Here is a 12,932-nt window from a genome sequence, read left to right as displayed (position 1 = left end):
GTTCAGGCCGGGTACTCGATCGGTTCCATCCGGCCGCTGGTGAGTGAGCGCGTCGCGGCTTCGGCGATCGCCTGCGCCTTCAGCGCCTCCGCCAGGGTCGGGCCGATGGCGGCACCGTTTTCCAGCGCGTCGACGAAGTGGTCGAGCGCGGTGCGGTAGCTGCCTCTGATCCGTTCGAACCATCCCGCGTGCAAGCCGTCGTCGACCACGCGGCCGGCGCTGTACCGGGAAACGGATCCGGCGCGCTGCCGTCGCGCCTCGACCATGCCGGTCGAACCGAGCACCTCGATGCGTTCGTCGTAGCCGTAGCCGATCCGCCGGGTGCAGTCGATCTGGACGAGCGCGCCGCCGGGCAGACGCAGGATGACTGCCGACGTGTCGACGTCGTCGTGCTCGGCGAGGCGGGGTTCGGCGAGCGTGGAACCGGTCGCGAAGACGGACTCGGGGTCGAGCCCGGAGATCCACCGGGCCAGGTCGAAGAAGTGGACGGTCTGGTCGCGCATCTGCCCGCCCGAGACCGCGACGTACTCGAGCGGCGGCATCGCCGGACCTCGGCTGGTCATCTGGATCAGCTCGACCGAACCGATCTCACCGGACGTGACCACCCGCTGCAGTTCGGCGTAGTCGCGGTCGAAGCGGCGGTTGAAATCGACCATCGCCGGCAGCGATCGGGTCTCGGCGAAGCGCACGATGTCGACGGCGCGCGCGAGATCGAGGTCGATCGGTTTCTCGCACAGGGCCGGGATCCCCGCCGTGGCCGAGGTGCGAAGGTGCTCGGCGTGGGTGTCGGTGGACGACGCGATGAAGACGGCGTCGATTGCCGTGGGGTCGAAGACCTCCGCGAGATCGGTGGTCGCACGGCTGCCGTGCCGCTTGGCGAGGTCCGTCGCGCGAGCGAGGTCGATGTCGAAGACGAAAGCCAGGTCGACGTCGGGGTGCGCGGCGAGGTTCGCGCCGTGCACACCGCCGATGAATCCGGCTCCGATGAGGGCGAAACGCTGCATGTCAGATACCGACCCTGTCGAGTGCGAAAGCGGGAACCACCCAGGCGGAGTCGGCGGCATGCGAGGCGGCCGTCGCCTCGACGAACTGCACGCCGATCAGCCCGTCGCGTCCGGTGGGGAAGGACAGATCGCGGAGGGTGGTGGGGGTGTCGTCGCGGCGGGCGCGGAGTTCGTCCGCGAGATCGCGGTAGAAGTTCGCGAACGCCTCGAGGAAGCCTTCGGGATGTCCCAGGCCGGGGCGGGTGAGTCGGTCGGCGTCCTCGGACAGCGTGCGCATCCCCTGCGCGAGGATCGTCGTGCCACCGTCGAGGTCGCGCACCGTCAGGTGCTGGGGGTCCTCGTGTCGCCATTCGATGCTCGCGGTGTCGCCGAACACCCGGATGCTCAGGCCGTGCTCGTTGCCGGTGGCGGCCATGCTCGCCCACAGTGTCGCGGGTGCCCCGTTGGAGAGGGTGAGGCGAACGGTGGCGTTGTCGAACACCCGCCGTCCGGGGACGAGGGGGTCCAGTTCGGCCGACACCCTGGTGGCTTCGAGTCCGGTGATGTATCGCAGGAGGTGGAAGGCGTGGGTTCCGAGATCGCCGACGAGGCTGGGGAATCCCGCGACGCCGGGATCGGTGCGCCAGCGTGCCTGACGGTGCTCGCCGAGTTCGACGGGTGCCGCGGCCCAACCGGACGCGTGCTCGACCGCGGCGAATCGGATCCGGCCGAGGTCGCCGTCGCGCACCATCCGGGCCGCCTGCCGGACCATCGCATACGCCGAATAGCAGTGCGGGACGGCGAGAATCGCGCCGGAGGACTCGGCGATCGCGACCAGTTCCGCAGCCGACGCCGAGTCGGGCGTGAGGGGCTTTTCGCACACCACCGAGATGCCCGCCTCCAGGAACGTGCGCGCGATGACGAAGTGGCTGTCGTTCGGCGTGGTCACGGCGACCACGTCGACGCCGTCCTCGCGGGCGGATTCCCGTTCCGCCATCTCCCGGTAGTCGCGATAGGTGCGATCTGCCGGAACACCGAGGCTCTCGGCGATCCGCGCCGACGATGCGCCGTCTCGCCCGAAGACCCCCGCGTGCAGGTCGTACCGGTCGTCGAGGCGCATCGCGTAACGGTGGCTCTTGCCGATGTCGGCGCCCTGCCCGCCGCCGACCATGCCCGCGACCAGGCGCAGGCTCCCTTGCTTGCTCAACTCGGCTCCTACTGAGGGGTTTTGACCGCGAGGACGGGGATCGGGGACTGCAGGATGAGGCGCTGGCTCACGCTGCCGAGCAGCGCCTTGCCGACCGCGCTGCGGCGTTTGACGCCGATCACGAGGCGTTCGATGTCGGGTCGTTCGTCGAGCAGGTCGAGCACGGCGGTCGCGGGATCGCGGTCTCCACGGCCGATCCGGTCGAGGACGGTCACGCCGTCGTCGGCGAGAGTGTGCACCTCTTCGGGTTCGGTGAGGGAGAGGTTCACCACCAGGAGGTCGGCACCCAGCATCGCGGCTTCCTTCTTGCCGGCCAGGAGAGCGTGCGATCCTTCGGAGGAGTCGGTTACGGCTACGAGCACTGTCATGGGATCAACCTTTCAGGGGACACGGTGCGGCGACTGGCACGAGTAGTCGCGCCGGAACTGGTCTTCGAGTTCCTCGAGGGAGCGGCCACGGGTTTCCGGAACCTGGGTTTTGATGAAGACGAGTGCCAACACGCCGAGGCCGGCGAAGATGAAGAACGTCGCACCGATTCCCAGTGCGGCCACGACGGGCGGGAAGAGCAGCGCGACAACCGCGTTGGCGATCCACAGCGCGAAGATGCAGACACCGATGGCGAAGCTGCGGATCTTCAGCGGGAAGATCTCCGACAGCATCAGCCACACCAGGGGGCCGATCGTGGCCTGCATCGAGAAGACGAACAGCACCACGAACGTCAGGATCAGGTATGCCTTGAGCGTGCCGTCGGGCAGCAGGAACGCGGACAGGCCGACGAGCACGTGGAACGTGGTGGTGAGGGTGAAGCCGCCGATGAGCATCTTCCGACGGTCGATCCGGTTGATCAGGGCGACGCCGGTGAGGACGCCGAGCACGCTGAACAGACCGTTGAGGGTGTTCGCGACGATGGCGGCGTTGGAGGAGAATCCGGCGTCGCCGAGCAGCTGGGTGCCGTAGTACATCACCGAGTTGATGCCGGTGGCCTGCTGGAACACTCCGAGGCCGACGCCGATGAAGATGAGGCGGCGGATCCACTTCACCGACAGGTCGGCGGCCCCGCCGGTCTGTGAGAGCTTCTCTTCCTCGGCGAGTGCCCGAACTTCCTCCAACTCGGCACGTGCCCGCTCCGGGGACCGAACCTGGAGAAGCACGGCGAGCGCTTCGTCGTGCCGGTCCTGCGACATCAGCCAGCGCGGGCTCTCCGGCATCCGCAGCATTCCGGCGAACAGGAAGATGGCCGGAATGACGGCGACCAGAAGCATGAAGCGCCAGACGTTCTCGTGCTCGCCCCAGATGTTGAAGATGATGGCGTTGATCACGAATGCGGCGAACTGTCCGACGACGATCATGACCTCGTTGCGGGAGACCACGCTGCCCCGTCGTTCGGTGGGGGAGATCTCGGAGAGGTAGACGGGCACGGTCGCGGATGCGCCGCCGACGGCGAGGCCGAGGATGAAGCGGAACAGTGCGAGCACCTCCCACGTCGGGGACAGCACGCAGCCGATCGTCCCGATCATGAAGATGATCGCGAGCACCAGGATGTTGTGCCGGCGTCCGAACCGGTCGGACATCCGTCCGCCGATGAGAGCGCCGATCGCGGCACCGAAGATCAGGATGCTCACCACCAGGCCCTCGGTGAACGAGGTGAGCTGGAGGTCTTCCTTCAGCGGTGCGAGTGCGCCGTTGATGACTCCGGTGTCGTATCCGAAGAGCAGGCCGCCGAAGGTGGCGACGACGGCGATGATGCCGAGTCTGTGCGAGTGCCGCCCAGAGGCGTCGGCAGGCAGGGACGGGGCGGTAGTTCGGGTGAGATCGCTGGCCATGAACATCTCCTCGACGTATTCCATGTACAGAACACGTAATGTGTTTATGTCCGAACAAAGCTAACCCATTGTGACTCGGGGCACAACGGCAAGCCAATCATCGGGCGGTTCCCGCGGCGCGATCGGTCGCTACCTACCCACGAGTAATAGAACGCATGATCTGTTATCGTTCGCGGTATGCCCAGGCCACGAGTCCACGACCTCGACGCCGCGCTCGATGCCGCCGAACGGCTGGCCGTCGATGGCGGACCCAGTGCGGTGACCCTGCGTGCGGTCGCCGCGGCCACGGAGATGTCCAACGGCGCCATCTACCACGCATTCGGCTCGCGGGGAGGGCTGGTCGGGCGCGCCTGGTTGCGGGCGGCGCACCGATTTCTCGACCTGCAACAGGAATCGGTCGAGGAGGCTCTGGGGCACGGTCCCGTGGACGCCGTCGTCGCGGCCGCCGACACCCCAGCCGTCTTCGCCGAGCGATTCCCGCAGTCGTCGCGGCTCCTTCTCACCGTGCGCCGCGACGAACTGCTCGGCTCCGAGGTCCCCGAGGACGTCGCCGCCGAATTGTCGCGCCTCGACTCCGTCCTCGTCGAACTGTTCGTCCGATTGGCGCTGGCGTTGTGGGGGCGCAAGGACGGTCGCGCGGTCGAAGTGATCGAAGCGTGCGTCGTCGGGCTCCCCACCGGACTCCTGCTGCACGCCCGGCGAAAACCGGACGATGCCATGCGCTTGCGCCTGGAGGCGGCGGTCCGCGCCGTCCTCACTCTCGACCCCCCGCCCCCGGGGAAACGTCACGACAGCAACACGAAAGGTTCCCGATGACCGCCACCTTGACCTACCAGGACACGATCGCCGTCCTCGACCTCGGCGACGACGAGAATCGTTTCTCCCCCGAGTGGCTCGACACCGTCGACCGGCTCCTCGACGACGCCCACGACCACGGCGCGCAGGCCCTGGTCACCACGGCCACCGGGAAGTTCTACTCCAACGGCCTCGACCTGGACTGGCTGATGGCCAACGGTGACCGCGCAGACTGGTACGTCGGGCGCGTGCAGGCCCTGTTCAGCCGGATTCTGACGCTCCCGTTGCCGACGGTGGCCGCGGTCAATGGGCACGCGTTCGGCGCCGGTGCCATGCTCGGAATCGCACACGACTACCGGGTGATGCGGTCCGACCGTGGGTACTACTGCTTTCCCGAGGTCGACATCCACATCCCGTTCACCCCGGGGATGGCCGCGCTGATCCAGGCCAAGCTGACACCGCAGACCGCGATCACCGCCATGACCACCGGCCGCCGCTACGGCGGCCCCGACGCGCAGACGAGTGGGCTGGTCGACGGGACCGCCCCCGAAGGGGCGGTCCTCGGCGCCGCTGTCGACCTGATCGCGCCGCTCGCGGGGAAGGACACCGGCACGCTCGGTGCCATCAAGTCCACCATGTTCGCGCCGGCCGTCGCCGCGCTCGCATCGGGCCGATCATGACCCGGTGGTGACGCGAAACCTACTGTGCGTGAATGGTGATCACTCGCCCGGGACGTGGAGAAGCAGGGCGTCGCCCTGTCCGCCGCCGCCGCAGAGAGCAGCGGCGCCGGTTCCACCACCGCGTCGCTTCAGCTCGAGCGCGAGGTGCAGCACGACCCGTGCCCCCGACATGCCGAGCGGATGCCCGATGGCGATGGCGCCGCCGTTCACATTGACCTTCGACGGGCCGACTCCGAGTTGCCGGGTCGACACGATGCCGACGGCGGCGAAGGCCTCGTTGATCTCGACGAGATCGAGCGCCGAGGGGTCGAGTCCCTCACGGGTGCACGCCTTGTCGATGGCATTGGCGGGCTGCTGCTGGAGCGTCGAATCCGGTCCGGCGACGACGCCGTGGGCGCCGATCTCGGCGAGCCATTCGAGTCCCAGCTCCTCGGCCTTGGCCTTGCTCATCACCACGACGGCGGCCGCGCCGTCGGAGATCTGCGACGCGGAACCCGCGGTGACGGTGCCGTTCTTGCTGAAGGCGGGCCGCAGCTTCGACAGCGACTCGGCCGTGGTGTCGGCGCGGACGCCCTCGTCCTCGGTGACGACGAGCGGCTCGCCCCGGCGCTGCGGGATGGTGACGGGTACGACCTCGTCGTCGAAGAGTCCGTTCTTCCACGCGGCGGCGGCGCGCTGATGTGAGGCGGCGGCGAAGGCGTCCTGCTCTTCGCGACCGATCTTGTCGGTGTTCGCGTTCCGGTCCTCGGTGAGCGCACCCATCGCCTGCTCGGTGAAGATGTCGTACAGGCCGTCATAGGCGAGGTGGTCGACGAGGGTGGTGTCGCCGTACTTGAAACCGCTCCGCGAGTTCGGGAGAAGGTGCGGCGCCTGGGACATCGACTCCTGCCCACCGGCGACGACGACATCGAATTCGCCGGCGCGGATCAGCTGGTCGGCGAGCGCGATGGCGTCGAGACCCGACAGGCACACCTTGTTGACGGTCAAGGCAGGCACCGACATCGGGATGCCCGCGTTGACCGCGGCCTGCCGGGCCGGGATCTGACCGGCACCGGCAGTGAGGACCTGCCCCATGATCACGTACTCCACCAGTTCCGGTGCCACCCCGGCCTTGTCGAGGGCGCCCTTGATGGCGATGCCACCGAGATCGGATCCGGAGAGTGACGCGAGCGAACCCGTCAGCCGGCCGACGGGGGTCCGGGCTCCGGCGACGATGACGGACCTGGCGGAAGAAGTCATGGGATTGTCCTTGGTGTCGTGACGAATGTTGCTCAGACGAGTGCGGATTCGCGGATCTCGAGGGGGGTTCCGGTGGCGGCGACGACCTCGTCGACGGTGACGCCGGGAGCGACCTCACGGAGAGCGAGGGTGCCGTCGCCGACCACGTCGATGACGGCGAGGTTGGTGATGATGCGGTTGACGACGCCCTGGCCGGTCAGCGGCAGGGTGCAGGCGTCGATGATCTTGGGGTTGCCGTCCCGGTCGGTGTGTTCCATGAGGACGATGACGCGGCTCGCGCCGTGCACGAGGTCCATCGCGCCACCCATGCCCTTGACCATTTTTCCGGGGACCATCCAGTTGGCGAGGTCGCCGGTGCGGGAGACCTGCATGCCGCCGAGGACGGCGGTGTCGATGTGGCCGCCGCGGATCATGCCGAACGACAGCGCGGAGTCGAAGAATGCGGCACCGGCATTGACGGTGACCGTTTCCTTGCCGGCGTTGATCAGGTCGGGGTCGACGTTCTCGTCGGTGGGGTAGGGGCCGGTGCCGAGGATCCCGTTCTCCGAATGCAGGGTCACGGTGACGTCGGTGCCGAGGTATCCGGGAATGAGCGTCGGCAGTCCGATGCCGAGGTTGACGTATTCGCCGTCGACCATCTCCGCGGCCGCGCGAGCGGCCATCTGCTCACGTGTCCATCCGTTGGTGCCGGTCATCGAGTGGCTCCTTCCGTGCTGCTGACTGTCCGCTTCTCGATCCGCTTGTTCTGGGGGCCGGTCTCGACGATGCGTTGAACGAAGACTCCGGGCAGATGCACCTGGGCGGGATCGATGGTGCCTGCGGGGACGAGTTCCTCGACCTGCGCGATGGTCACCTTCCCGGCCATCGCCGCGAGGGGGTTGAAGTTCAGGGCCGACTTGTCGAATACCAGGTTGCCGACGGTGTCGCCCCGCAGTGCGTGGACCAGGGCGAAGTCGGCGGTGATGCCGAGTTCGAGAACGTAGCGCTTGTCGCCGAACACGCGGGTCTCCTTCGGGGGCGACGCGAGCGCGACGGAACCGTCGGCGGCGTACCGCCACGGCAGTCCGCCGTCGGCGACGGGGCTTCCCACACCGGCGGGGGTGAAGAACGCGGGGATGCCCGCTCCGCCCGCCCGAAGGCGTTCGGCCAGCGTGCCCTGCGGGGTCAGTTCCACCTCGAGCTCACCGGAGAGGTACTGACGGGCGAATTCCTTGTTCTCGCCGACGTACGACGCGGTGACACGCCGAATCTGGCGGGCGCCCAGCAGAATTCCGAGTCCGTGGTCGTCCACACCGCAGTTGTTGGAGAAGACCTCGAGATTCCCGACACCGGAGTCGGCGAGCGCGCGGATCAGCGAGTCGGGGATTCCGCACAGGCCGAACCCGCCCACGGCGATCGACGCGCCGTCGGACACGTCCGCGACTGCTTCTTCCGGGGTGTCGAACACTCTCGATCCCATGTGCATCCTTTCTCCTGGCCGCCGTACCGGCGATACCGTCTTCCGCATCACATCGTCCACCTGGTGAACGTCTCCGTGCGACGAGCTTTGCTCCACTAAAAGGGGTCGCTTCATGCATTTCAAGGGTTTCGGAGAGAGTGCTCGCGGTTTGAACGTAGTGCCGGAGAGCGTTCACTGAGTGAACGTATACTGCGGTCATGGACGACGCGCAGCGGCCGCAGGTCATTCGGCGGGTGGGCGCCCTCTTCCGGGCCATCGCCGCCCTCGAATCGTCGGGATCCTCGACGTCCGCCCTGGCACGGGAGACGGGTCTCGCCCGCCCCACCGTGCACCGTCTCCTCGTTTCGCTGGCCGAGGAGGGGCTGGTGGACCGCGACCAGAAGTCGGGGAAATGGTCGCTGGGACCCGAGCTGTACCTGCTCGGCTCGCTCGCGGCCAGCCGGTACGACATCACGGACCGATCCCGCGACGTCCTGCGCGATCTGGCCCGCGAGACCGGCGAGAGTGTCTTCCTGTCCGCCCGCCGCGGCGACGAAACGGTCTGCATCGCGAGCGAGGAGGGCAGCTTCCCGCTGCGCTCCCACGTGCTGTACGTCGGCATCCGCCTACCGCTCGGGGTGGCGTCGGCGGGTCTGGTCATCCTGTCCCACCTGCCGGACCGCGACATCGACGACTACCTGTCGCGCGCCGACGTCACCGGCGAGTGGGGAACGCAGCACAGGCGGGACGAGATCGCCGAGCGCATCGCGGAGACACGACTGAACGGGTACGCCGTCAACCCCGGGCTGCTCGTCGAGGGCAGCTGGGGGATGGGCGCCGCCGTCTTCGACGCCCAGGGATCACCGGCCTGGGCGCTGAGCATCACCGGTGTGGAGAGCCGGTTCCGTGAGGAGCGTCGCCGAGAATTGGGAGAACTCCTCCTCCGCCAGGCGCACCGGCTCACCCAACTGCTCGCCGACAGGCCGCGGAGCCGGGGGTGAGCACGATTCGGTCCGGCGCCTACGCGGCTTTCCGTCGCCGCTGAGGTCGCCCGTGGCGGGTGTCGATACTCCACAGGTGGGTGCAGTCGGGGCACTGCAGATGGACGTGGGTGCCCTGATTGCTCAGCAGGTACTGCCAATGCCGGTCGCAGTTGCGGCCGGACCCGCAGTCGCCGCAGTCCGAGCCGTGGTCGCAGCCCGGGCAGGGCAACCAGGCGCGACGGGAGAAGTCCGCGGTCGGATCAATCGGTAACACGGCCCACCGTCCGATCCGGGAGCACACCCGCCTGGACCAGCTCGTCGTAGATGCGCTGCTGCTCGGGGTCGAGACCGGAGTACAGCATGTCGTACGCCCGCTCCTCCTCCGCGAGCACGGCGACGGGATCCCAGTCCTCGCCGATCGCCTCGAGAACAGCGGTGCGCCGCCGCGCCTCGTCCAGCGTGAGGTCGAGCGCGAACGAGAGTTCGGAGTCGCTACCCATGTGGTCACCTTCGTTTCGCAGTCGCCGTTATCGAAGGGGCCAGGGTCACTCGAGCCCGCGCAAGATCACAATGACCTGGATCACGTCGATCGAAAGTGTTGCGTCGTATTAACGACGAAACGCCCCGCCATCCGGGTGGATGACGGGGCGCGTGATGCGGGTGGGGTCAGGCCTGCAGGCCGGCCTCGATCTCGAGGGTGATGGTGATCTTGTCTCCGACGACGGCTCCGCCGCCTTCGAGGGGCATGTCGATGGTGATGCCGAAGTCCTTGCGGTTGAGGACGGTGGTGGCTTCGAAGCCGGCGACCGGGCCGTTGCCCATGCCGGGGTTGACGCCGTTGAACTCGAGGGCGAGCTCGACGGGGCGGGTGACGCCGTGGAGGGTGAATTCGCCTTCGACCACGTAGTCGTCGCCCTTGGCGCGGACCGCGGTGGAGGTGAAGGTGGCGGTGGGGTACTGCTCGGCGTCGAAGAAGTCGGCGGACTTGATGTGGGCGTCGCGGTCGGTGTTCTTGGTGTCGATGGACGCGACCTGGATTTCGGCGGTGACGGCGGCGGTGCCGTCCTCGGCGACGGTGATCGCGCCGGTGAAGTCGTTGAAGGTGCCGCGGACCTTGCTGACCATGAGGTGGCGGACGGAGAAGCCGACGGTGGAGTGGACGGTGTCGATGGCCCAGGTTCCGGCGGTGAGGTTGGGCAGGGTGGCGGTGGCGGTGGTCATGAAAACTCCTTGGGCTGTGGAACGGTCACTCGAAATCGAGGTAATTGAATCTGCAACTACTACGTTAGGCCGATGTCGTTGCGAAGTCAACTAAATTCTGCGAAAGGCTGGTGAACGGCGGTATTACTGCTTCGGCCGGACCGGATGGCGGCTGACGATGGAGATCCGGTTGAAGGCGTTCATGGTGACGGCGATCCAGCTCACCGTGGAGATCTCCTGCTCGGAGAGGAATCGCCGCGCGAACGCGTAGTCGGCCTCCTGGGTATGCGCGTCCGGGAGGGTCGTGATCGATTCGGCCAAGGTCAGCGCCGCGACCTCCCGGTCGGAGAACAGTGCCGTCTCCCGCCAGGCGGGCAGAACCGCGAGGCGCTGCTGAGTCTCGCAGGCCGCGAGCGCCGCGGCGACGTGAACGTCCAGGCAGTACGCGCAGCGGTTGATCTGGGAGACGCGCACGTTGATCAGCTCGACGAATCGCCGGTCCATCCCGACCTCGGTGGTCGCATGACGGACGGCCTTGGCGACGCCGATCTGCGCCTGATAGACGGCCGGACTCTGCTTGTCGATGTGGACGTACTCGTTCACGGGTGCCGTGCTGCTCATGGTCGACCTTTCCGGGCTCAGGGGTTTTCCAGCAGGTGGGTGCGCATTTCGCTGAAGTCGTGACCGAGGATGCCGACGTCGCGGGGGCTGAGCAGGTCGAACATGTTGCGGCGCACCTCCGCGACATGTCCGGGACTGGCGGCGGCGAGCTTCTCGGCTCCGGCGTCGGTCAGCTCGGCCAATGTTCCCCGCTTGTCGTCTTCGCATTCGACGCGGCGCACCCAGCCGGTGTCGACCAGCCTGCTGATGGCCCTGGTCACGCCGCTGCGGGTCGTGGTCACCGCGTCGGCGAGTTCGCGCATCCGGAGTTGCCGCTGCGGCGCCTCCGACAGCACGACGAGCAGTTCGAAGTCCGTGAACGAGATGCCGGCGTCGCGGGTGAGCTGTCGATCGAGCGCCTGCAGGAGTAGGCGGGTGGCGTCCAGGTAGGCGCGCCAGGTGTTCTGTTCGTCGGCGCTGAGCCATCGGGTCGGTTCCACAGCACCAGCATAGCTCAAGTAGTTGACAGCGCAACGACTTGCTGTAGCCTGAATTTAGTTGAAAGCGCAATCACTGCGCTCCGCGGAGAGGGGCAGGGCAATGAGCACCACAGACGAGCAGGAGCGTTCGCAGAGGTTCGCGGAGCAACGCGACCGGATCCGCGCCGAGCATCTGAAGCCGGTGGCGTCGAGGCCCGCGTCCTCGGCCCGCGGACTCCATCACACCGCGCTGATCAGCAGTGACGTCGAGCGCACCGTCCGGTTCTATCAAGACCTGCTCGAGTTTCCGCTCACCGAACTGATCGAGAACCGGGACTACGCCGGGTCGTCGCACTTCTTCTTCGACATCGGCAACGGCAACCTGCTGGCATTCTTCGACTTCCCGGGCCTCGACGTCGGCCCGTACCGGGAAGTGCTCGGCGGACTCCACCACATCGCGATCAGCGTCGAACCCGGCCGCTGGGACCACCTGCGCACGAAACTGATCGACGCCGGCGTGGAATTGGTCGAACACAGCGAGGTGTCGATGTACTTCCGCGACCCCGACGGTGCCCGCCTCGAACTCATCGCCGACCCGCTCGGCGAAATGTACGGCTCACACGTTCTGTGAGAACCCCGACTCTGAGAAGCCTGGCTCTGAGAAACCTGGAGAGGATTCGCTCATGACTGCCGCCATCACCCCACCCCGCATCGACGTCCGCCGAGCCGACGACCGGTTCAAGACCGACGCCGGCTGGCTGGATTCCAAGCATTCGTTCTCGTTCAGCAACCACTACGACCCGGCCAACACCCATCACGGGGTGCTCATGGTCAACAACGACGACATCGTCATCCCGGGTCAGGGCTTCGACACCCACCCCCACCAGGACATGGAGATCGTCACCTGGGTGCTCCAGGGTTCACTGGTGCACCAGGATTCGATGGGACACTCCGGCGTCATCTACCCCGGACTGGCCCAGCGCATGAGCGCCGGAACCGGAATCCTGCACTCGGAGAAGAACGACTCGTGGCGACTGGACGGCGTCACCGGTGAGCACGCCGACGAGCACACCGATCCGGTCCACTTCATCCAGATGTGGGTCGTGCCCGACGAAGCCGGCATCACACCCGGTTACGAGCAACTCGAGATCGACCACGAGTTGCTCGCCGGGGGACTGGTGCCCGTCGCATCGGGCATGCCGCACTACGCGGACCACTCGGCGATCCGGATCAAGAACAAGTACGCCGCAATGCACGTCGCACGTCTGCAGCCCGGGCAAGCGCCGATCACCCTGCCCGACGCCCCGTTCCTCCACGTGTTCGTCGCGCGCGGCGAAGCGTCGATGGAAGGCGTCGGCATCCTCGCCGAGGGTGACGCCGTCCGGCTCAGCGGTGGCGGCGGCCAACAGGTGACCACCGACACCGGTGCCGAGATCATCGTGTGGGAGATGCACGCGACGATCGCTGCATGACGCGAGCCGCGGGGCAGGTGCGGGTCTTCCGTT

16 protein-coding genes are annotated in these 12,932 nt (G+C 67.3%); 5 read left to right on the top strand and 11 right to left on the bottom strand.

All coding sequences use genetic code 11. From position 1 onward, the window contains the following. Window positions 1-2: 2 nt before the first annotated feature. From JVH1_RS17095 to JVH1_RS17080, 4 genes are read right to left on the bottom strand one after another with little or no spacing between them, the layout of a single operon-like run. Window positions 3-1,004 (bottom strand): Gfo/Idh/MocA family oxidoreductase, encoded by a 1,002-nt coding sequence (locus tag JVH1_RS17095; RefSeq protein ID WP_009476968.1) that lies wholly within the window; start codon window positions 1,002-1,004, stop codon window positions 3-5. A 1-nt stretch (window position 1,005) separates the two neighbouring features. Further along, window positions 1,006-2,190 carry a Gfo/Idh/MocA family protein gene (locus JVH1_RS17090; protein ID WP_009476969.1) on the bottom strand — a complete coding sequence of 395 codons (1,185 nt, stop codon included), beginning with the start codon at window positions 2,188-2,190 and terminating at the stop codon, window positions 1,006-1,008. 8 nt (window positions 2,191-2,198) lie between these two features. Continuing rightward, window positions 2,199-2,558, bottom strand: coding sequence for a universal stress protein (locus JVH1_RS17085; protein ID WP_009476970.1), 360 nt, complete (start codon window positions 2,556-2,558; stop codon window positions 2,199-2,201). Between the two features lie 12 nt (window positions 2,559-2,570). Then, complete coding sequence (locus JVH1_RS17080; RefSeq protein WP_009476971.1) at window positions 2,571-4,037, bottom strand: sugar porter family MFS transporter; 1,467 nt, start codon at window positions 4,035-4,037, stop codon at window positions 2,571-2,573. Between the two features lie 153 nt (window positions 4,038-4,190). Between JVH1_RS17080 and JVH1_RS17075 the strand changes: the two genes are divergently transcribed. Further along, window positions 4,191-4,829 (top strand): TetR/AcrR family transcriptional regulator, encoded by a 639-nt coding sequence (locus JVH1_RS17075; RefSeq protein ID WP_009476972.1) that lies wholly within the window; start codon window positions 4,191-4,193, stop codon window positions 4,827-4,829. Next, window positions 4,826-5,488, top strand: coding sequence for an enoyl-CoA hydratase/isomerase family protein (locus tag JVH1_RS17070; protein WP_009476973.1), 663 nt, complete (start codon window positions 4,826-4,828; stop codon window positions 5,486-5,488). Before JVH1_RS17075 ends, JVH1_RS17070 begins: the two co-directional genes overlap by 4 nt. A 39-nt stretch (window positions 5,489-5,527) precedes the next feature. Here JVH1_RS17070 and JVH1_RS17065 read toward each other — a convergent pair whose 3' ends face one another. The 3 genes from JVH1_RS17065 to JVH1_RS17055 are packed head-to-tail and all read right to left on the bottom strand — an operon-like array spanning window position 5,528 to window position 8,186. After that, on the bottom strand, window positions 5,528-6,727 hold the full coding sequence (locus tag JVH1_RS17065) for an acetyl-CoA C-acetyltransferase (RefSeq protein ID WP_009476974.1): 1,200 nt from the start codon (window positions 6,725-6,727) through the stop codon (window positions 5,528-5,530). A 32-nt stretch (window positions 6,728-6,759) separates the two neighbouring features. Beyond that, window positions 6,760-7,422 (bottom strand): 3-oxoacid CoA-transferase subunit B, encoded by a 663-nt coding sequence (locus JVH1_RS17060; protein ID WP_005260718.1) that lies wholly within the window; start codon window positions 7,420-7,422, stop codon window positions 6,760-6,762. Then, window positions 7,419-8,186 (bottom strand): CoA transferase subunit A, encoded by a 768-nt coding sequence (locus tag JVH1_RS17055; protein ID WP_009476975.1) that lies wholly within the window; start codon window positions 8,184-8,186, stop codon window positions 7,419-7,421. Before JVH1_RS17055 ends, JVH1_RS17060 begins: the two co-directional genes overlap by 4 nt. A 197-nt stretch (window positions 8,187-8,383) precedes the next feature. Here JVH1_RS17055 and JVH1_RS17050 point away from each other — a divergent pair, with 197 nt between their 5' ends. Then, window positions 8,384-9,166, top strand: a complete 783-nt coding sequence (locus JVH1_RS17050; protein ID WP_009476976.1) for an IclR family transcriptional regulator — start codon at window positions 8,384-8,386, stop codon at window positions 9,164-9,166. 242 nt (window positions 9,167-9,408) lie between these two features. On the opposite strand, the gene JVH1_RS17045 is transcribed toward JVH1_RS17050, so the two are convergent. The 4 genes from JVH1_RS17045 to JVH1_RS17030 form a co-directional block, all read right to left on the bottom strand. Beyond that, a complete protein-coding gene (locus JVH1_RS17045) occupies window positions 9,409-9,648 on the bottom strand; it encodes a DUF6400 family protein (protein WP_005237803.1) in 240 nt (79 codons plus the stop codon). A 166-nt stretch (window positions 9,649-9,814) separates the two neighbouring features. Next, a complete protein-coding gene (locus tag JVH1_RS17040) occupies window positions 9,815-10,369 on the bottom strand; it encodes a YceI family protein (protein ID WP_009476977.1) in 555 nt (184 codons plus the stop codon). Between the two features lie 123 nt (window positions 10,370-10,492). After that, window positions 10,493-10,969, bottom strand: coding sequence for a carboxymuconolactone decarboxylase family protein (locus JVH1_RS17035; RefSeq protein WP_009476978.1), 477 nt, complete (start codon window positions 10,967-10,969; stop codon window positions 10,493-10,495). A gap of 17 nt (window positions 10,970-10,986) precedes the next feature. After that, window positions 10,987-11,448, bottom strand: coding sequence for a MarR family winged helix-turn-helix transcriptional regulator (locus JVH1_RS17030; RefSeq protein ID WP_009476979.1), 462 nt, complete (start codon window positions 11,446-11,448; stop codon window positions 10,987-10,989). A 100-nt stretch (window positions 11,449-11,548) separates the two neighbouring features. On the opposite strand from JVH1_RS17030, the gene JVH1_RS17025 reads away from it, so the two are divergent. Together JVH1_RS17025 and JVH1_RS17020 are read left to right on the top strand one after the other, a co-directional pair. Beyond that, window positions 11,549-12,058 carry a VOC family protein gene (locus tag JVH1_RS17025; RefSeq protein ID WP_005256466.1) on the top strand — a complete coding sequence of 170 codons (510 nt, stop codon included), beginning with the start codon at window positions 11,549-11,551 and terminating at the stop codon, window positions 12,056-12,058. Between the two features lie 52 nt (window positions 12,059-12,110). Further along, window positions 12,111-12,899, top strand: coding sequence for a pirin-like bicupin family protein (locus JVH1_RS17020; protein ID WP_009476980.1), 789 nt, complete (start codon window positions 12,111-12,113; stop codon window positions 12,897-12,899). Window positions 12,900-12,932 lie beyond the last annotated feature (33 nt).

This window comes from Rhodococcus sp. JVH1 (genome assembly GCF_000280725.2).
Classification (GTDB): Bacteria; Actinomycetota; Actinomycetes; order Mycobacteriales; family Mycobacteriaceae; genus Rhodococcus_F; species Rhodococcus_F jostii_A.
This window is presented reverse-complemented; position numbering and strand designations above follow the sequence as displayed.

Excerpts from the sequence above, each read along its gene's own strand:
- JVH1_RS17075 (WP_009476972.1), top strand. The coding sequence starts at position 4,191 with ATGCCCAGGCCACGAGTCCACGACCTCGACGCCGCGCTCGATGCCGCC.
- JVH1_RS17065 (WP_009476974.1), bottom strand. The coding sequence starts at position 6,727 with ATGACTTCTTCCGCCAGGTCCGTCATCGTCGCCGGAGCCCGGACCCCC.
- JVH1_RS17095 (WP_009476968.1), bottom strand. The coding sequence starts at position 1,004 with ATGCAGCGTTTCGCCCTCATCGGAGCCGGATTCATCGGCGGTGTGCAC.
- JVH1_RS17045 (WP_005237803.1), bottom strand. The coding sequence starts at position 9,648 with ATGGGTAGCGACTCCGAACTCTCGTTCGCGCTCGACCTCACGCTGGAC.
- JVH1_RS17035 (WP_009476978.1), bottom strand. The coding sequence starts at position 10,969 with ATGAGCAGCACGGCACCCGTGAACGAGTACGTCCACATCGACAAGCAG.
- JVH1_RS17060 (WP_005260718.1), bottom strand. The coding sequence starts at position 7,422 with ATGACCGGCACCAACGGATGGACACGTGAGCAGATGGCCGCTCGCGCG.
- JVH1_RS17050 (WP_009476976.1), top strand. The coding sequence starts at position 8,384 with ATGGACGACGCGCAGCGGCCGCAGGTCATTCGGCGGGTGGGCGCCCTC.
- JVH1_RS17085 (WP_009476970.1), bottom strand. The coding sequence starts at position 2,558 with ATGACAGTGCTCGTAGCCGTAACCGACTCCTCCGAAGGATCGCACGCT.
- JVH1_RS17070 (WP_009476973.1), top strand. The coding sequence starts at position 4,826 with ATGACCGCCACCTTGACCTACCAGGACACGATCGCCGTCCTCGACCTC.
- JVH1_RS17080 (WP_009476971.1), bottom strand. The coding sequence starts at position 4,037 with ATGGAATACGTCGAGGAGATGTTCATGGCCAGCGATCTCACCCGAACT.
- JVH1_RS17055 (WP_009476975.1), bottom strand. The coding sequence starts at position 8,186 with ATGGGATCGAGAGTGTTCGACACCCCGGAAGAAGCAGTCGCGGACGTG.
- JVH1_RS17025 (WP_005256466.1), top strand. The coding sequence starts at position 11,549 with ATGAGCACCACAGACGAGCAGGAGCGTTCGCAGAGGTTCGCGGAGCAA.
- JVH1_RS17040 (WP_009476977.1), bottom strand. The coding sequence starts at position 10,369 with ATGACCACCGCCACCGCCACCCTGCCCAACCTCACCGCCGGAACCTGG.
- JVH1_RS17020 (WP_009476980.1), top strand. The coding sequence starts at position 12,111 with ATGACTGCCGCCATCACCCCACCCCGCATCGACGTCCGCCGAGCCGAC.